Source organism: Dyadobacter chenwenxiniae (genome assembly GCF_022869785.1).
Taxonomy (GTDB): domain Bacteria; phylum Bacteroidota; class Bacteroidia; order Cytophagales; family Spirosomataceae; genus Dyadobacter; species Dyadobacter chenwenxiniae.
Genome location: NZ_CP094997.1, coordinates 1470061 through 1487476, shown reverse-complemented (window position 1 = coordinate 1487476; position 17416 = coordinate 1470061). Strand labels below are relative to the sequence as shown.

Below are 17416 nucleotides of genomic sequence, written 5' to 3'. Positions count from 1 at the left end.
CGGGAGATAAATTTAATAACGGTTACATAACATAGAATCCGAACGGATTTTTTATTTTCACGGCATCTTGATTCTGTTATTGCTATGAAAAAAAGCTACACCTCTCTCGCGCTTCTGATGATGCTTAGCGCCGCCATGCTGCAATGCAAAACAAAAAGCGAAATTGAACCTGATCCAGCGTTACGATACGAACGGATCGATTTTAACAAAGGCGCGATCCAGATCATGGATACGCTTGTGGATCAGTTATATGGAGAGTGGAACCTGAGGGAGGTCGAGTTTGATATTAAATATTCAAACCCAATGGGCTCGGTAAAACGGGACACGGTTTTCAAGGATTTTGCAGTATTGGATATTAAAAATATTTCAAGAGAAGAGGACCAGCGCCATCCGGTTTGCAAAGGAGAGCTTTCGCTCCGGGGGAAAGTTTGGCCCGTCGCTTTCAGGTTGTGGGCATCGCCTGAACGAATCGCCGAAAAGACTGGCCCGCAAGCGTTTACATTATTTGAAACAAACTTCCCGAACGGCTCACGGCCGTGGCAGGACGATGAAATATTTTTCCGGGATCTGGGATTGACGGGCGAGAATTACACTATTGAAGTGGATGTCAGAAATAAAAATATGATCTGGAAGGGCCTTAACCGGGACATCAAACAGATCTTACTTCAGAAGCGCTAAGACATACGGAACTGCGAGCGAATGCGGCTGCCAACCATTATATTTACGGGATTTTTGAAAGTAAATAATTGGTAAAATTGAGAAAGCGATTCAGAAAGCATGTGCGCATGGCGCGGTATGTGATTTACAAAGAGACCCTTATTGACTTTAATGATCATTTCTGGACATTCGTCGGGTCCTTTTTAGGAATAGCACTCATAGGTTATATTAATGACAGCCAATTTACCCAAGCGGATAATGTATTCCTGATCGGGTCGTTCGGCGCATCGTCAGTCTTGATTTACGGCATTGTAAATAGTCCGCTCGCACAGCCCAGGAACCTCATAGGCGGCCATTTAATCTGTGCAATTGTAGGCGTAACGGTGCATAAAATCGTACCGGACCAGATATGGCTTGCCTCTGCATTTGCAGTCTCCTTATCCATCGTTTTCATGCAGATCACCAAGACATTGCACCCGCCGGGAGGCGCTACGGCATTGATCGCGAACATAGGCTCGGAAAAAATCACCAGCCTCGGCTATAAGTATGTAATAAGTCCGGTGTTAACAGGTGTGCTCGTTTTGCTGCTGGTCGCGCTTTTTGTAAACAACCGTGCAGCACACCGGCATTATCCGAAGAACAAGAACTGGTATAAGGTCTGGCAGCGCAGATACAGGTGACCCGGAAAAATGCGCAATTAGGAGCAGATGAGCAGCATCCTGCTACGGCAACACAGGCGCAGTCAAGTAATATTCATCAATCTGGTTCCAGGAATAACTATAAGTGATCCCTCCCACTTCCTGGACAAAATCGCCGGTGTCGCTGTCGGTAAAGCCAACGCGCCAGTTGGTTGTATTTTTAATCCGGAATTTCAATACCGAATTCGGCGGCGGGAGATCTTTTTCTGCTAATATTTTGATTTTCATATGCTAAGGTAACCTTATTCAGGCACAACCAATGATATTCCTTATAGGTTGTTGATTTGGGTGACTTGTCTGGTTTCGTTGATATTCTAAGTTAACGGTAAATATCAGGCTGCGTAAAACGGCTAATTTTGGACTTCCTAAATTATATCTCTTCCCGTATTTATGAAAATTTGCCGGATTGCATTGTTATCGTTGCTGACAACCTCTCTTTTTGCCCAAACTTCTAAAATCGACAGCCTGGTAAATGTACTCTCCCAGACAAAAGCGGATACCGCCAAAGTAAATCTAATGGTTGACATTGCCACTGAATACTGGGCCTCAGAGCCTGATAAGACCTTGTCCTACACGCAAAAGGCATTGGATCTGGCCAAAAAAATCGGCTATCTGCGCGGTGAGGCGAAAAGTTACCAGGGTTTTGGCATTTATTATTGGCAAAAAAACGATTATACGAAATCCCTTGCCAGTTACGAGCAAAGCAAAAAAATGTACAGTGATCTCAAAGATCAGCTTGGCTTTGGCAAGGCAATTAGTAATATGGGGCTCGTTTACGGAGAGCAGGGAAATTACGATCTTGCCCTGGACAATTATCAGCACGCATTGTCCATTTTCCAGGAATCGGGTGATGAAAGAAGGGTGGCTTCTGTGGTCAACAGCATTGGTAATGTATATAAAAATCAAAAGAATTTTGAGGAAGCATTGCGCTCCTATCAGCAAGCGATGGCTATCTGGACAAAAGTCGACGACAAGAAATCCGCTGCCGGCGCACTGATCAACATTGCAAGCATTTACACCAAACAAAAGAAGTTCGATGCGGCCATAACCAGTGCCAACAAAGCATTGGCGCTTTTCGAAAGTTTTCAGGACAGCAACGGACAGATCATTTGCCTCAACAACACGGGGGAAATCTACATCCAGAAACACGATTATCCGCAGGCCCAACTAAGATATGAACGTGCGCTGAAAATTAATGAGACGTTCCAGAGCAAGCGGCTGATGGTCACTTCCTATAACGGCCTTGGGCAGGTTTACACGGGTCTGCACCTGGCGGAGAAGGCCATCGAAAGTTTTCAAAAAGCCAAAACACTGGCTTTGAATGCCGGCATAAGACCGGCTTTGCAGCATTCTTACCAGGGATTGGCCACGGCTTTTGGCGAAAAGAGGGATTACGCAAATGCTTTTCATTTCCAGCAATTGGCTAGCAGCCTTAAAGACTCGCTGTTCAATGCGGAAAATTCAAGCAAGATCACCAATCTTCGGGTTCACTATGAGAGCGAAAAAAAGCAGCATGAAATTCAATTATTACAAAATGAAAAAGACCTGGGTTATGCACACCGGAATATGCTGGCGCTCGGGCTTGTTTGCGGGCTGATCGTTCTGGGGCTTGCGTTTAACCGTCAGCGTTTAAAAGTGCAGAAAGATCACCAGATACACATTGCACAACAGGCGCTCACCCAGAATGAACTTTTGAACCGACAAGAAAGAGAACAGCAGCTCATCAGCGAGCTTGAATTCCGAAACAAGGCCCTGACCACACACACCTTGAATTTGATCCAGAAAAACAGCATCCTGGAAGACATCAGGCAAACGATTTCGCTGGCGCTGAAAACCAGGCAAAGCGAAGAACATAATCCGCTTTTCAGCCGCCTCATTAACCTGATCGATTACAGTTTTAACCTGGATAAGGATTGGGATGAATTTAAAATGTATTTCGAGGGCGTGCATAAGGATTTCTTTTTTAAACTGAAACAACAAAATCCGGATCTGAGCAGCGGCGAGCTTCGTCTATCCGCACTGATCCGCCTGAACCTCAACCTGAAAGAATCCGCTACCTTACTTAACATTGCCCCCGACAGCGTAAAAACAGCCAGGCACCGCCTTCGCAAAAAACTCAATTTGCCGGAAGACAGCAACCTGACCGATTATTTGATGACCATTTAAGCAAGTGTTTACTTTTTGTATACCTCTTAAAATAGGATCAAAAAAAAAGCCCCGGTAAGTTTGGCCTATCATTTTCACCATCAACATTAATCTGCCATGCCATGAACAATCGGGACATGCTAATCATTAAAAATTCGTGGAGCCAGGTCATTGCACAGCCTGATAATCCTGCGGTTTTGTTTTATGAAAATCTATTCGCAGAGGCTCCTTACCTGATCGCTATGTTTCAGTCGGATTTGGAGCAGCAGCAAGCCAAATTCAGCGCTATGATCACTTACATGGTGATGCATCTGCAAACGATGCCCGACATCCAGACTCAAATCGAGGCCATGGGAAAACGTCACGCCAAATACGGTGTCAAGCCCGAGCATTATGCGCTCGTGGGTAAAGTGCTGATCAACACTTTGGAAACTACGCTGGGTGATTATTGGGATATGGAAACTGCCGAAGCCTGGACCAATTTATACGACGTCTGGGCGTCGGCCATGCTCAATGCTGCGGAGGCTGGCTAGGGACGGGAGCAGCGCACTATTTGCGTTGCTCCTTTCATTGGGTGCTGGCACGAATTTGCTGTTCCAATAAAAAATGTTTGAAAGCAAGAATGGAAAGCCTAAATTCACTACAATATCCCAAAAACGCCCCAATGAGAAAGCTGTTAACAATAATCCTGAGTCTTCCCCTCCTTTTGACCGCCCCGGCTTTCGCCCAGGGCGACGACAGCGACGTGATCAAGCAAATGAACACGCAATGGCTGCAATCCTACCCTAAACGCGACACCGCTTCACTAAGCCGGATTTTGGCCGATGATTTCGTCATGATTTCACCAACAGGCAAGAAGTTATCGAAAACCGATGTCCTTCGCAACGTGTTAACCCCCGATCAGCAAATCATCAATGTCACCATCGATAGCACCGACCTTCAAATCGTCAACAATGTGGGCCTGCTAACTGCTTACACGAGTTTTGTAATGAAAGACAAAGAGAAAATACGCAAAGGAAAGAATTGCTATTCCGACGTTTATATAAAAAGAAAAGGCACGTGGGTTGCCATTAACGCTCATGAGACTTTATTGGAATTGAAATAAAATTTATAAGCGTCGCACTGATAGCAAAGCAAATTTAAAATCCATTTGTTGATTCTATTCAAGTAACAGGCTTGTTTCAAAGCAACGCATGCATTTCCTTCCATTCATAAACCTTCAACTTACCGGCGGGTCTTTTGGCAGCGGCTAACATAGCCTTCGCGATGTCTTTGCCTTCTATTCCCCTGAATTTCTGCATAGGGCCGATGAAAAGCGGATTGATCACGGAGAATATAGTTATTAATGACTTCTCCAATGTCCGGCTTTCCTTGCGGTTTCCCATGATCATGGATGGCCTGAAAATGTGCGTATGCTGCAAATCCTGGGCAATGATGTCCCGCTCCGTTTCGCCTTTTGTCCTGATATAAAAAACGCTGGAATCTGCATCGGGGCCAACAGCCGACACCAGAAAGACCGACTTTGCTCCTTTTTCCTTGCCTGTTTGCGCTGCTAAAACCGGATAATCGTGATCGACCTGGTAATAAGTTTTTTGATCAGGCGTATTCTTTTTTGTAGTCCCGAGTGCGATAAAGACTTCATCTGCAACGATTTCATTTTTCAAATCCGGCAGAGAATGGTAATCTCCGATCAGCACTTTGAGTTTCTGATTTGATATGTTCAAATCTTTCCTGACTACAACGGTAACCTGTTCGTAATCGGGATCATTGAGCAGGCCTTCCAATAAGTAATTTCCAACAAAGCCGCTTGCACCAAACAAAAGTGCCTTTTTCCCCTTTTTCTCGGCGCTCATAATTTCTTTTTTTTGAATTTAACAAATTACCAAACAAATCATGCCGGAATTTGAGTGGATTTACGCTTGTAAAATTTGCCTGCGATTTCTAGATTTGTGATTATGAGGATGACTCCCACACTCTGATATGCTCCAAGCGTCGACCCGGACGCGCTCCCTTTCTTGATAAGGGAATGTTACATTGTGCATTTTTTATTTTTACAACAAGATCTAAACAACGCATTGCGCTTGCTTTTTGATCGGATTTTAAACAATGTTATGGAAGCAATATTGGACAATCATCAGATTGATGATTTCATTCATAAAGGTTTTTTGCGTGTTGATAACGCTTTCCCTGAGAAAGTAGCTGAGGAAGTCTGTGATATTCTCTGGGCGGATCTTGGCCTGGATCGCCATGATCCCGCTAGTTGGAAAAAACCGGTTGTGCGTTTGGGTATGTATCCACAGAAGCCCTTCGTGCAATCTGCGAATCAGCCTGTTTTGCAACGTGCATATGATCAACTTGTTGGACCAGGTAAGTGGTTGCCTTGCGGCAGTATGGGCACTTTTCCGATCCGCTTTCCATCGGACGAAGATCCCGGTGACGCAGGCTGGCATGTGGACGCGGGTTTTCCGGGTGCGGAACCGACCAATTTTTTCTATTGGCGCATTAACATACATTCCAAAGGCCGTGGTTTGCTCATGCTATTCCTTTATTCGGATGTCGGGATACATGATGCGCCCACACGGATCCGTGCGGGCTCTCATCTGGATGTCGCCCGGTTGCTGGCTCCGAAAGGCGATGAAGGGCTCAGTTTTATGGAAGTCGCCGGTGAGTTGGACAAATTCCCTGCGCGTGAAGAAGTGCTGGCGACCGGCAAAGCAGGAACGGTTTATCTCTGTCATCCATTTATTGTGCACGCTGCGCAAGCGCATCACGGGCTAAACCCAAAATTCATGGCGCAGCCTCCTCTGTTGTTGCGAACTGCGTTGCACATCCATGGCGAAAGCCCGATAGAAAGAGCCATTAGACTGGCGATTTCATAATTCCGGGTCGTAAGGCGGCTAAGTTTGACTGACAGTCATTAACTTAGCCGCCTTAGCCATAGACACAAGATGATAGACAATGATACCAAGCGGCTTTCACGCCTGACCGCCATTTTGACCCAATTGCAAACAAAAAGGCTGATTACAGCGCCGGATCTCGCAGAAAAATTTTCGGTCAGCGTCCGGACAATTTACCGGGATATGCGGGCATTGGAACAAAGCGGTGTGCCGGTCGTGACGGAGGAAGGGAAAGGTTACTCGCTCATGGATGGTTACCGGTTGTCGCCGGTTATGTTTACGGAAACAGAGGCCAACGCATTGATTACCGCAGAACAATTGGTCATTAAAAACAAGGACGCATCGTTCGTAAAAGAATATCGTCAGGCGATTGGGAAAATCAAGGCTGTATTGCGACATAACACGAAAGACAGCGCCAATTTGCTTTCGGAGCGGATTTTATTTGGCCACAATGCGGGAAATAACCGGACGAGCACGAACCTGGCCGATCTGCAACTGGCATTAACCCGATTTACCCTACTGAATATTGACTACCATTCCCCGGACACCAACGAAAGCTCTTCCCGCACCATTGAGCCGTTTGCATTATTAAGTACTCAGGAAAACTGGCTTTTGGTGGCCTGGTGCCGCCTGCGCAAAGCTTTTCGTACGTTTCGGCTGGACCGGATAAGAAATTTGACGGTGCTTAACGAGCGGTTTGCGCCGCACAAAATGACTTTGCAGGAATATTTCGAAATGTCTCAAAAAAAGTCATGATACCCCTGACATAAGGCTGTCGCACGACCATTTTACCTTTGTAAGGAAATCAGATTTGAACCAAAACAAGAAACAAAATGGCTGGCGAACAAACATTAAGGGGCATGGCAACGCTCAATTTTTGGGCAGATGACGTGAAAGCGGCGCGACAATGGTACACCGAATTATTAGGTATCGAAGCGTATTTCCAACGTCCGGACGCAGAGAACCCGGCATATATCGAATTCCGCTTAGGCGATTACCAGCACGAATTGGGCATTGTTGACAGCAAATGGTCGCCGAATGGCCCGGGCGATGGAAGACCTGGCGGGGCCGTCCTTCACTGGCATGTGGACGACATTCACGCAGCCTGGGAAAAATTGCTGGCACACGGCGCAAAGCCTTATGATCCCATTACCGTGCGCGGAGAAGGTTTTGTCACAGCCTCGGTCGTCGATCCGTTCGGGAATGTGTTGGGGATCATGTATAACAAGCATTATCTGGATATTTTAAGCTCAAAAAATCAATAGCCCGTCAAAGGAATTTTCGCAAAAGCTTTTTTCAGCACCATGGAAACCAAAAATGACATCAAGGCCTTTTACGCACCAAGCCGGAAAGAATGGCGTGAATGGCTCTCCCAAAACAGTCAGACGGAGAAATCCGTCTGGCTGATCATTTACCACAAAAACAGTAAAACGCCCAGCGTATATTATCCAGAGTCAATTGAAGAAGCGCTGTGCTTTGGCTGGATCGATTCAAAATCTGTAAAACGTGATGCAGAAAGCAGTTATCTCATGTTCACGCCCAGAAAAGTATCCGGGAAATGGAGCGCGGTCAACAAGGAGCGTGTCGAGCGGTTAACCGCCGCTGGCTTGATGACTCCGCAAGGCCAGGCGCTCATCGATCTTGCCAAAGAAACAGGAACGTGGGAAGCCTTGGTTGACGCAGAAAACGCAGTCATTCCGCCAGATTTGCAGGAATTGCTTGACAAAAATGAAGCAGCGCTCAAAAATTTCCTGGCCTTTCCACCCTCTGCAAAACGCCTGATCCTAACCTGGATCTCAGATGCGAAAAGACCGGAAACCCGTCAGCAGCGCGTGACAATGACGGCTGAAAAGGCCGCGGAGAATGTCCGGGTGAAAGTTTAGCACTACACTTTAAGAATCTTATAATGTGCGTCTTAGAGAAATTTTTCTGGCACAGCCCAGGAACAACACTGGAATATTGTAAATTATCATTGAATAGCTATATTTGCGGAATCAGGTGGCGAATGCCAGCAGACACACTATTAAATTTATCCGGACAATGCTTTTTAACTCTCTGAGTTTTGCTCTCTTTTTCCCGGCTGTTCTTTTCCTTTACTGGATCTGTGCCAGAAACAGTCTTCGATTGCAGAACATTATCCTGTTAATTGCAAGTTTGTATTTTTATGCTTGCTGGGATTACCGGTTTGTTTTCCTTCTCATTTTCTCTATTGCCCTGGATTATTTTACCGGGCTTAAAATGGGAAGCTCAAAAATACCAGGCGTAAGAAAATTTTGGCTCGTTTTAAGTATCGCCATTAACCTTTCACTGCTGGGTGTACTCAAATATTACAATTTCTTTGCGGAGTCGTTCGCGGACGGACTTTCGCTGCTTGGCTTTTCCGCTAATCCTCATACATTGAACCTCGTCTTGCCGGTAGGCATTTCGTTTTACACATTTCATGGTTTGTCGTATGTCATCGACATTTACAAGGAAAGGATCAAGCCGGAGAAAGACTTGATTGACTACGCGGTTTTTGTGAGTTTTTTTCCGCTGCTTGTCGCTGGTCCCATCGAGCGGGCCACACATCTTTTGCCGCAAATCCAGCAGAAAAGAGTATTTAGCTACGCACAAGCCTCTGACGGACTCAGGCAGATACTCTGGGGACTTTTCAAGAAAATCGTGATTGCCGATAACTGCGCCGAGCTTGCTAATTTGGCCTTCAATAATCATGAGAGCTATGGCGGTAGCACATTGCTTTTAGGTGCATTTTTCTTTGCCATACAGATTTACGGGGATTTTTCCGGCTATTCAGATATCGCTTTAGGAGTGGCCAGAATAATGGGGATTGAGCTGCTGCGCAATTTCTCTTACCCCTATTTTTCTAGGGACATTGCGGAGTTCTGGCGGCGCTGGCATATATCGCTTTCGTCCTGGTTCAGAGACTATGTATATTTTCCATTGGGAGGAAGCCGTGGCGGCATCTGGCTGAAAGTTCGAAACACTTTTATTATATTTTTGCTTAGTGGCTTCTGGCACGGTGCTAACTGGACATTTCTTGCCTGGGGTGCGCTCAATGCTGTTTATTTCCTGCCGTTATTAATTTCAAAAAGCAATCGCGAGCATATCGACATTGTAGCCAAAGGGCGCTTATTGCCGACGGTTAACGATGTATTTCACATATTGGTAACATTCACTATGACTGTTTTTGCATGGATCTTGTTCCGGGCAGAAAACATCAGACATGCATTCGAATACATCAGCGGAATTTTTTCATCAAGTTTGTTTACAAAGCCTGATCTATTTCGGGGAGAGTTAATGCTCTTGATAGCTGCATTCTTTATTGTGGAATGGATCGGACGCGAGCATCCGTACGCCATTGCACGATTCGGCTTCCATTGGCCGAGGGCCTTCAAGTGGGGATTCTATTACTGTATAGTGATTGCAATCTTCGTTTTTACAGGGAAACAGCAGCAGTTTATTTATTTTCAATTCTAGATGGCTAAGTTCTTATTCAAATTTCTGATTTTCCTCGCGGCCGGGTTTGTCTTGGGTGAAATAGTGGTAAGGGTCTGGCATTTAACGAGCGAAGTCCCCAAACGTTTCCTGGATGCAAGTAAAATCCAGCGGTACATTCCAAAACAGCAGGGCTACTGGAAAGGCGGTAACCACAACTGGGCAACCAACGAACTTGGCTGGACAGGCACCATACCAGGAAGTTATGAAAATCTGGTTACAATTATCGGAGATTCTTTCATTGAAAACTTCATGAATCCCGCCGATTGTCACCAGGATTTGCTGCTCAAAGCGCGTGTTCCTGAGATGAATTTTGTAGAAGCCGCCCGCTCAGGCGTCTCGTTTATCGAAGCAATGGAAATTGCGAACAGCATGGATTCATTGAAGCCGCAGCTTCATCTGATATATGTCAACCCAACTGACTTTACTGAAAGTGTAAGGGAAATAAAGGTCCACTCCGACATTACGCAGGTTGATCTGACAAACCAGAAGGTTGTTGCAGGAATAATGAAGTCCGCGAGGCTCAAAACGATGCTGTACAATGCCAAATTCGCCTACTACTTGTTTCAAAGATTTCCATTAACTGATATCAAGTTGAATGTCAATGCACATGCTCCCGCCAAAATGGTCCCACAACCCGATCACTCCCGTTACATGAAATTGCTCATGCAGTTCGTGAAAGAGAAATATAATGTAGAAAACAAAATTATCGTCTTTCACCCAAAGGTCCCCGACGCGCTGAAAGCGGAAGTGCAAGCCGCCGGATTTAAAACGATCTCGCTGGATTCCGAAAACCAGGGTGAATGGACCTTTGTTTACGATCGTCACTGGACCTGTTACGGACATAAGCAAGCAGCGGATCAAGTGTCCCTTCACCTGCAAAAATGGCTTTCCTCGAAGCAGCTGGCAAGTTATTAAACGAGTAGGTTTTGGCTCAAAAAATCAAAACAATGCTCCATAATAAGGCTGTAACTTCTCCGGTGTTGGTTCGTTGTCGAGCATGTCAATGAGATCTATTTCAATATTGCGGACGATGGTGCCCACGGGAATGTCATTCAGCAGGCCCTCGAAGGGATTTTCGCTGATATCGCCCACATATTCCATGAACATGAAAACCCAGGAAACAATCATGTTGAACGGAATCAGGAGGAACATATACCTTTCTCCCAGCTCAACGAATTGCGGCAGCAGACCGAACGGCAGCAATGTCATGAAAACAAAAATAAAAAGGTTCGAGGTGGTGGCATACTGACGGGGAAACGGCGTGTTTTTGATCCGCTCGCTCTTGCCTTGTTCATCATAGAGGCTGGAAATGAGGTTTTGAAGTGCTACGTGCTGGTAAGCATCCACCCTGCCGGCCCGCCTGAGTCTTGCTAAATGTTGTGACTGCTTATCTAATATTTGCGTTGAAAGGTTTTTCTTATTTTTTAATGCGCTGTGCTCGTCAGCAGGAAGATACTTTTCTATTTCAATGTCGCAAGGCGTTTGCGATCTGTGCAACGCCTCCCGCTGACGCTTGCTCGCCCGGTCTTTATGCTCCCAAGCAGTGCGTTGGGCCATGGCATTTTTCAAAGCGTAAAGCCATGCAATGTGCCTGTGAATCATCACCTTGACATCGTCGTTTTCGTCCGCAAATTCCATTTGATCACTATAAGCAAAAGCCCTCAACGCCGCTCCAAAAGACCGGCTATGGTTCGTAATGCTGCCCCAGATCTTGCGTGCTTCCCAGCTTCGGTCATAGGACTGATTGTTTTTAAAACCAACAAAAAAAGCGGTCGCTGTACCAATCAGGGACACTGGCAACCAGGGAATTGCTACCCAGACCCACCCAAGATAGGTATAAACAAAAATGGCCATAGAACCCGTAAAGAGAGAAAAAAGCACCATTCGCCACGAGTAATAGTAAACGATGAGCGGAGACAGATAACGATTTACGTACATGTGATAAACGCAGTATTAACGGTGAGTGAAAGAAAAGCAGCTAAATTACAAAGATTGTTGATTGGCAGGATAATTCAGCCAGGTGGTTGTAAATTCATGCCCGTTTGTATAAGTTAGAGTCCAATTTTTCATTCTGCCTATCTCGTCATTATCCCCAGTAATCATTTGAACGATTTATCAGACATAGCTTTAATGAATCTTTTGAAGGATGGAGATGACAGAAACGCCTTCAACGAGCTGTATGTGCGTTATTGGAAGGTTATTTATGATATCGGTTTCAAAAAACTACACAATGCCTCCCTCGCCGAAGATCTTGTTCATGACCTGTTTGTGGACATCTGGAACAAGCGGCAGGAAATAACCATTCACAGCACATTTATCGGATATTTGCACACCATGCTGACCAACCGGCTCATCGATCAGAACCGGAAGGAAGTGTTTCGTTTGCGCGTGCAGCAGAGTCTCCTGGATAGGACGGCCGCAAGCGAAAATCAGTTTTTTGATGCGGTCGCTTGTAATGACATTGAAAAACAACTGATGGCGGAAGTAGAAAATCTGCCTGCGGACATGCGGAAGATATTTTTGCTGAGCCGGCAAGAGCATTTGTCAACCTCGGAAATCGCCCAAAAACTGTCCCTTTCTCCTCAAACCGTTAAAAACCAGATCAGCAACGCCATCCGGCGGCTTCGGCTGAAAGAACTGCATTTGTAAAAATACATGTTAATTTAATGCAACCACATTGGATGTCATTACATGCCTCCGGCATTCCAACACCGAAGCTCCTTTCTATCTCTGCCAATGTTGCGTCGCTTTGCGACTGGCTTTCGCTATTGCAAAAAAATTCATGACAATTTCTACTCGGCATAGTACCACCGTCTTTGCCAATCGTCATGTCATTATTAGTACCATTTATGATCCCGCATTTTATAGGATCAATTAAAAAACGCACTCAATGGACATTGACGACCTCTATAAAAGCCTCGGACTGGAACCTCCCACGGACGGTGAAAACAAACATGCACCGAACGGAAACGAGATCAAGGCCCGGATTGATCAAACATTAAATTTCGGCAAAGCCAGAAACATATTTTTCCGGAAATGGTATGCCGTGGCCGCTGCCGCGTCAATTCTTATACTTTCAGCAACAGGAGTTTACTTATATAACCTGAACAGTTCCGTTCCTGAAGATATGATCACCATTACCGCGGCGTCGGGAGAAACGCGGGAAGTAACCCTGCCCGATGGTTCGCATGTGTGGCTGAATGCGGCCAGTGTTCTGAGATATCCCGCCAAATTCGGTGAAACGCGGGAAGTTTTTTTGGAAGAAGGTGAAGTTTTTTTTCAGGTTAAGCGCGATACAACGGCACCATTCACGGTCCACAGCGCGCACCTCGACACCCGGGTGCTTGGAACCTCATTCAGGGTGAAGGCTTACAGGGAATTAGCCCACGAAATCGTGACGGTTGTCACCGGAAAAGTGGCCGTTTCACGCGGTGCCGAACCGCTGGCACTTTTGGAAAAAGACCAGGAAGTGATTTTTGAAAAAAACAGTGGATATGAAAAAGAAGTCCTGGTGGAGGCGGCTGAAACGGTCGACTGGAAATCGGGAAATGTGATATTAAAGTCAGTGCGCTTTGAAGATTTGATATTAGCTGTGGAAAATGCCTATCAGGTGAGCATTCACTTTGATAGGCAAAAATTTAAAGAATGCGAAAACAGCATTCGGTTTAGTACCCATCAGAGCCTCGAAAGTGTGATGGACCTTGTGAGTGACATCCAGGGAATCCGCTACGAAATAGACGGAAAGGAGGTGATCGTAAGCGGAGAGGGCTGTCAGTAACAGAAATGCTGGACCTGCGCCAACAGGCCCAGCACAAATAAATACAAACCCGGGGGCTGATTTTGACGGATCCACACCCCGGCATTTGCCGTGTTTAATAAGTGATTACTAAACCTAGCTAATTTATGAAAAGAAGAACTACTAAACTAATCAGAGTCATGAGGGCCGGATTGATCATGTTTGGGGTGTTGGTTACTACGGCGGGGACTTTGCTGGCGGAAAATGGTTACAGCCAGCGCCTCATGAGCAAAAAAGTCACAATCAGTTTCAGTGATGTTTCGCTCGAAAAAGCCATTGAAAAAATCAGTAAGGCAAGTCAGATCGATTTTTCCTACAACAATAAAGAAGTCCGGAAAATAAAGGTCCATAGCAGTGACTTCCAGGAGACCAGCGTGAAAGAAGTGCTGGAATCAGTTTTGGCCGAAACCCCCTACTCTTTCCGAGAAACAGAGGAAAGCATTGTGGTTTACAAATCGAAAGACCAGCCCGAAGCATTGGAAAGCCTCACAAACCGCCCGCTGACTTCGGGACGGACACCATCGGCTCAGATAAAGGACATTTTGGTCAAAGGTCAGGTAACCGATTCAGAAAACAGTCCGTTGCCTGGCGTAAGCGTGCTCGTTAAAGGCACATCGGAAGGCTCGTTAACGGATGAAGACGGTAATTTCAAGATCCGGGTTGACTCAGAATCAGATGTTTTGATCTTTTCTTACATTGGTTTTCAAACCAGGGAAGTGCCTGTGGGAAATAATACCAGTCTGACGATTGCATTAAAAGAGGATACAAAAAGTCTGAGCGAAGTTGTGGTTGTAGGTTACGGAACGCAGAAAAAGGCCAACCTGACCGGCGCGGTGAGCACAGTTGATGTGGACAAAACCATGCAGTCACGACCTGTGACGGACGTAGGCCGCGCACTGCAAGGCGCCGTTCCGGGATTGACCATTACGACAACGACCGGCGACCTCGGCAGCAGTCCGCAGATCCGTCTTCGCGGAATGGTTGGTTCGCTGAATGCAGGCAATGGCGCACAGCCACTTATTTTGCTGGATAATGTGGAAATTCAGAGCTTGTTACTCGTCAATCCGGATGACATTCAATCCATTTCAGTGCTCAAAGATGCCGCTTCCACATCCATTTATGGAAGTCGTGCAGCGTGGGGAGTTGTTTTAATCACTTCAAAATCAGGCAAGAAGAATACAAGAAATCAAATCTCCTACTCCGCCAATTTTTCACAAAGCACACCTACAAACACGCCCAAACTCGCCCCCGCAGCGGATGGGCCGGAATATGCCTTGCTGGCTGCGAAACGCAACAACCCGTCGGCAACCACTTTTGGAACTGTGGGCATGTATTTTACAGACGAAAGCATTCAGAAAATCCGGGATTGGGAAAAGCAATATGGAGGTCAGGACCTGGGCAATGAAATGGTGCTTGGTCGCGACTTCGAGATCAAAGATGGTCGGCTTTACTTCTATCGCCCTTGGGATGCTGGCGACATGTATATGCGCAAGTGGGCACCGCAAAGCAATCATAATCTGGGTTTTACAGGCGGCAATGATAAAACCAGCTATAATGTAAGCTTGGGTTATATGGGCCAGGAAGGCGTTTTGAAAGAGAAAACAGATCTTTTCAAGCGTTATAGCGGCACTTTTAGCATTAATTCTGATCTGAACAAATGGTTTAGCCTGAACGCCAGGCTGTTACTGTCCAAAAATGTGGCTGAAAGTCCATTTTCTTTCGGCGGCACCACTCATGACCCGCTTTATTATCTGTATCGCTGGCATTCGGTTTACCCGTATGGCACTTATGAAGGCAAGCCATTCCGGAATGTGGTTACGGAGGTTCAGCAGGCCAATATGATCAACTATTCTTCCAATTTTATCCGGGCAACGGTTGGCGGTCAGTTCAAGCTGGCGAAAGACCTTACTATTGATGCCAATTACACTTATTCCAACATCAACGATCACATTCGCGAGGTCGGCGGGACGATAACAGCGTGGAATCAGTGGAACGGGGTGCCCTTGAAATACGAAGCTTACACATCTGCCACTTACGACCGTGTAAAGTACAATTCCAACTGGAATGAAATGCATACTTTCAAAGCGTTTGCCACTTATTCCAAAGACTTGGAGAAGCATTCGCTCAAATTCCTGGCGGGAATGGACCTCGATTTATTCAAAAGATGGGGACAATCCTCCGAAAGACGCGGTTTGCTGGATCAAGCGCACGGAGAGCTGCCGCTTGCAACGGGCGATCAATATGTGGATGGTTTCAGGGGTCACTGGGCTACGCAGGGTTATTTTGGCCGGATCAATTATACATTTAATGACAAGATTCTGCTCGAAGTGAATGGTCGTTACGACGGCTCATCATTCTTCCCTGATAATAGCCAGTGGGCATTTTTCCCTTCCGTTTCGGCAGGCTATATTCTTACTGCCGAGCCCTTTATGTCGTTCAGCAAACCCGTCCTCGACAATCTGAAAATTCGGGGATCGTGGGGATCGCTGGGAAATACGGATGTGGGCAGCACAACATTCCGTCCAACTATGGCGTCTTCTGCATCCAATTGGTGGATCGGGACGAGCAATATGGTTAGCGTGGCAACGCCCTCGCTCGTGCCGCCGTCGCTCACCTGGGAGAAGATCAGCACGCTTGATCTGGGTCTGGACGCAAGCCTTTTCAACAACCGCCTGGCCGTAACTTACGATTGGTATCAACGCACCACCAGCGATATGATCACGGGCGGAATTGTGCTTCCGAGCAGCTTCGGGGCAACGCCGCCCAGAAGAAATTATGGCCAAATGCAGACAACCGGATGGGAACTTGCGCTCGATTGGCGGCAAAGTCTGGCCAGCGGATTCAATTTCAGTATTGGCTTGTCATTGTCTGATTTTAAAGAGAAGATCACCAAATTCGACGGAAATCTGGTCAACGGCAATTACAAGGGCAAAATACTGGGCGAGATCTGGGGGTATGAAACAGACCGGTTTTTCAGAAACGACGATTTTCAACAAAACTCAGACGGCTCGCTGATCACCGACGCTGCCGGTCATTACGTGCTCAAAGACGGTATTCCCAATCAGACCAAGCACGAAGCGGGCACATTCTTCTATGGCCCGGGTGACGTAAAATACAAAGATCTGAACGGCGACGGAACGATTTTCACCGGCAGCAGCAGCCTGGACGATCACGGAGATTTGAAAGTGATCGGTAATTCTACGCCGCTATCAATACGGAATTCGCCTCGGCGCCGATTGGAAAGGCTTTGATCTGAATGTGTTCATGCAGGGCGTTGGCAAGCGCAATTTGTGGGCTTCCGGCTCCATATTTATTCCGGGAAACAACCCAAATGATGCCCATGTACGCACACCAGATGGACTATTGGACGCCCGAACGGCAAGATGCTTTTTACCCGCGGCCCACAAACACCGGACAGTCTAACAACACGCAGAACTTCCTGATCCAGGACAAATATCTGCTGGATATGTCTTACCTGAGAATGAAAAGTGTGAATTTCGGTTACCGGTTGCCAGCACGGCTGACGCAAAAAATCAAAATGCAAAATCTGCGCATTTATGTGAACGGGGAGAATTTATTTGAGTTTGACAACCTGAATATCCCCATTGATCCCGAAGTGGATTTCCGAAATTCCACGATCGACCGTGCCACTTTCGGACGGGTGTACCCTTACCGGAGAAGCATTTCGATGGGTCTTCAACTCACATTCTAACCTCAAAAACAGT

The 17416-nt window shown here is 46.3% G+C and carries 18 protein-coding genes; 15 read left to right on the top strand and 3 right to left on the bottom strand.

Annotated features, from left to right (window positions below):
• Positions 1-84: 84 nt before the first annotated feature.
• Positions 85-678: a hypothetical protein gene (locus MUK70_RS06075; RefSeq protein ID WP_234658165.1), complete on the top strand. Its 594-nt coding sequence runs from the start codon at positions 85-87 to the stop codon at positions 676-678.
• 107 nt (positions 679-785) lie between these two features.
• Complete coding sequence (locus MUK70_RS06070; protein ID WP_234658320.1) at positions 786-1337, top strand: HPP family protein; 552 nt, start codon at positions 786-788, stop codon at positions 1335-1337.
• Positions 1338-1379: 42 nt separating this feature from the next.
• Here the strand turns inward: MUK70_RS06070 and MUK70_RS06065 are convergent, their stop codons facing one another.
• Complete coding sequence (locus tag MUK70_RS06065) at positions 1380-1583, bottom strand: hypothetical protein (RefSeq protein ID WP_234604551.1); 204 nt, start codon at positions 1581-1583, stop codon at positions 1380-1382.
• Positions 1584-1745: 162 nt separating this feature from the next.
• On the opposite strand from MUK70_RS06065, the gene MUK70_RS06060 reads away from it, so the two are divergent.
• From MUK70_RS06060 to MUK70_RS06050, 3 genes are all read left to right on the top strand, one after another.
• The gene (locus MUK70_RS06060) at positions 1746-3521 is read left to right on the top strand and encodes a tetratricopeptide repeat protein (RefSeq protein WP_234658166.1); all 1776 of its coding nucleotides are present in this window, start codon (positions 1746-1748) and stop codon (positions 3519-3521) included.
• 101 nt (positions 3522-3622) lie between these two features.
• Entirely contained in the window at positions 3623-4033 is a 411-nt protein-coding gene (locus MUK70_RS06055) for a globin domain-containing protein (RefSeq protein ID WP_234658167.1), read from the top strand.
• A 131-nt stretch (positions 4034-4164) separates the two neighbouring features.
• A complete protein-coding gene (locus MUK70_RS06050; protein ID WP_234658168.1) occupies positions 4165-4605 on the top strand; it encodes a nuclear transport factor 2 family protein in 441 nt (146 codons plus the stop codon).
• 76 nt (positions 4606-4681) lie between these two features.
• Here the strand turns inward: MUK70_RS06050 and MUK70_RS06045 are convergent, their stop codons facing one another.
• Complete coding sequence (locus MUK70_RS06045) at positions 4682-5353, bottom strand: NAD(P)H-binding protein (protein WP_234658169.1); 672 nt, start codon at positions 5351-5353, stop codon at positions 4682-4684.
• A gap of 258 nt (positions 5354-5611) precedes the next feature.
• Here MUK70_RS06045 and MUK70_RS06040 point away from each other — a divergent pair, with 258 nt between their 5' ends.
• The 6 genes from MUK70_RS06040 to MUK70_RS06015 all read left to right on the top strand — a co-directional run bounded on the left by MUK70_RS06040 (position 5612) and on the right by MUK70_RS06015 (position 10810).
• The gene (locus MUK70_RS06040) at positions 5612-6379 is read left to right on the top strand and encodes a phytanoyl-CoA dioxygenase family protein (protein WP_234658170.1); all 768 of its coding nucleotides are present in this window, start codon (positions 5612-5614) and stop codon (positions 6377-6379) included.
• 69 nt (positions 6380-6448) lie between these two features.
• On the top strand, positions 6449-7153 hold the full coding sequence (locus MUK70_RS06035) for a helix-turn-helix transcriptional regulator (protein ID WP_234658171.1): 705 nt from the start codon (positions 6449-6451) through the stop codon (positions 7151-7153).
• Between the two features lie 77 nt (positions 7154-7230).
• The gene (locus tag MUK70_RS06030; RefSeq protein WP_234658173.1) at positions 7231-7662 is read left to right on the top strand and encodes a VOC family protein; all 432 of its coding nucleotides are present in this window, start codon (positions 7231-7233) and stop codon (positions 7660-7662) included.
• A 39-nt stretch (positions 7663-7701) separates the two neighbouring features.
• Positions 7702-8280, top strand: a complete 579-nt coding sequence (locus MUK70_RS06025; RefSeq protein ID WP_234658175.1) for a YdeI/OmpD-associated family protein — start codon at positions 7702-7704, stop codon at positions 8278-8280.
• Between the two features lie 157 nt (positions 8281-8437).
• The gene (locus MUK70_RS06020) at positions 8438-9874 is read left to right on the top strand and encodes an MBOAT family O-acyltransferase (RefSeq protein WP_234658176.1); all 1437 of its coding nucleotides are present in this window, start codon (positions 8438-8440) and stop codon (positions 9872-9874) included.
• On the top strand, positions 9875-10810 hold the full coding sequence (locus MUK70_RS06015) for a hypothetical protein (protein ID WP_234658178.1): 936 nt from the start codon (positions 9875-9877) through the stop codon (positions 10808-10810). It begins immediately after the preceding gene.
• Between the two features lie 24 nt (positions 10811-10834).
• Here the strand turns inward: MUK70_RS06015 and MUK70_RS06010 are convergent, their stop codons facing one another.
• Positions 10835-11833 (bottom strand): bestrophin family protein, encoded by a 999-nt coding sequence (locus MUK70_RS06010; protein ID WP_234658180.1) that lies wholly within the window; start codon positions 11831-11833, stop codon positions 10835-10837.
• A 192-nt stretch (positions 11834-12025) separates the two neighbouring features.
• Between MUK70_RS06010 and MUK70_RS06005 the strand changes: the two genes are divergently transcribed.
• The 4 genes from MUK70_RS06005 to MUK70_RS05990 all read left to right on the top strand — a co-directional run bounded on the left by MUK70_RS06005 (position 12026) and on the right by MUK70_RS05990 (position 17403).
• Positions 12026-12544 carry a sigma-70 family RNA polymerase sigma factor gene (locus MUK70_RS06005; protein ID WP_234604534.1) on the top strand — a complete coding sequence of 173 codons (519 nt, stop codon included), beginning with the start codon at positions 12026-12028 and terminating at the stop codon, positions 12542-12544.
• Positions 12545-12785: 241 nt separating this feature from the next.
• Positions 12786-13673 carry a FecR family protein gene (locus MUK70_RS06000; protein ID WP_234658181.1) on the top strand — a complete coding sequence of 296 codons (888 nt, stop codon included), beginning with the start codon at positions 12786-12788 and terminating at the stop codon, positions 13671-13673.
• A 125-nt stretch (positions 13674-13798) separates the two neighbouring features.
• Positions 13799-16942 carry a SusC/RagA family TonB-linked outer membrane protein gene (locus MUK70_RS05995; protein WP_244784728.1) on the top strand — a complete coding sequence of 1048 codons (3144 nt, stop codon included), beginning with the start codon at positions 13799-13801 and terminating at the stop codon, positions 16940-16942.
• An 89-nt stretch (positions 16943-17031) separates the two neighbouring features.
• The gene (locus MUK70_RS05990; protein ID WP_244784726.1) at positions 17032-17403 is read left to right on the top strand and encodes a TonB-dependent receptor; all 372 of its coding nucleotides are present in this window, start codon (positions 17032-17034) and stop codon (positions 17401-17403) included.
• Positions 17404-17416: the final 13 nt, after the last annotated feature.

Coding starts and splice junctions, on each gene's coding strand:
- MUK70_RS05995 (WP_244784728.1), top strand. CDS start 13,799: ATGAAAAGAAGAACTACTAAACTAATCAGAGTCATGAGGGCCGGATTG.
- MUK70_RS06045 (WP_234658169.1), bottom strand. CDS start 5,353: ATGAGCGCCGAGAAAAAGGGGAAAAAGGCACTTTTGTTTGGTGCAAGC.
- MUK70_RS06050 (WP_234658168.1), top strand. CDS start 4,165: ATGAGAAAGCTGTTAACAATAATCCTGAGTCTTCCCCTCCTTTTGACC.
- MUK70_RS06035 (WP_234658171.1), top strand. CDS start 6,449: ATGATAGACAATGATACCAAGCGGCTTTCACGCCTGACCGCCATTTTG.
- MUK70_RS06070 (WP_234658320.1), top strand. CDS start 786: ATGGCGCGGTATGTGATTTACAAAGAGACCCTTATTGACTTTAATGAT.
- MUK70_RS06025 (WP_234658175.1), top strand. CDS start 7,702: ATGGAAACCAAAAATGACATCAAGGCCTTTTACGCACCAAGCCGGAAA.
- MUK70_RS06030 (WP_234658173.1), top strand. CDS start 7,231: ATGGCTGGCGAACAAACATTAAGGGGCATGGCAACGCTCAATTTTTGG.
- MUK70_RS06020 (WP_234658176.1), top strand. CDS start 8,438: ATGCTTTTTAACTCTCTGAGTTTTGCTCTCTTTTTCCCGGCTGTTCTT.
- MUK70_RS06000 (WP_234658181.1), top strand. CDS start 12,786: ATGGACATTGACGACCTCTATAAAAGCCTCGGACTGGAACCTCCCACG.
- MUK70_RS06055 (WP_234658167.1), top strand. CDS start 3,623: ATGAACAATCGGGACATGCTAATCATTAAAAATTCGTGGAGCCAGGTC.
- MUK70_RS06040 (WP_234658170.1), top strand. CDS start 5,612: ATGGAAGCAATATTGGACAATCATCAGATTGATGATTTCATTCATAAA.
- MUK70_RS05990 (WP_244784726.1), top strand. CDS start 17,032: ATGTACGCACACCAGATGGACTATTGGACGCCCGAACGGCAAGATGCT.
- MUK70_RS06005 (WP_234604534.1), top strand. CDS start 12,026: ATGAATCTTTTGAAGGATGGAGATGACAGAAACGCCTTCAACGAGCTG.
- MUK70_RS06015 (WP_234658178.1), top strand. CDS start 9,875: ATGGCTAAGTTCTTATTCAAATTTCTGATTTTCCTCGCGGCCGGGTTT.
- MUK70_RS06065 (WP_234604551.1), bottom strand. CDS start 1,583: ATGAAAATCAAAATATTAGCAGAAAAAGATCTCCCGCCGCCGAATTCG.
- MUK70_RS06060 (WP_234658166.1), top strand. CDS start 1,746: ATGAAAATTTGCCGGATTGCATTGTTATCGTTGCTGACAACCTCTCTT.
- MUK70_RS06010 (WP_234658180.1), bottom strand. CDS start 11,833: ATGTACGTAAATCGTTATCTGTCTCCGCTCATCGTTTACTATTACTCG.
- MUK70_RS06075 (WP_234658165.1), top strand. CDS start 85: ATGAAAAAAAGCTACACCTCTCTCGCGCTTCTGATGATGCTTAGCGCC.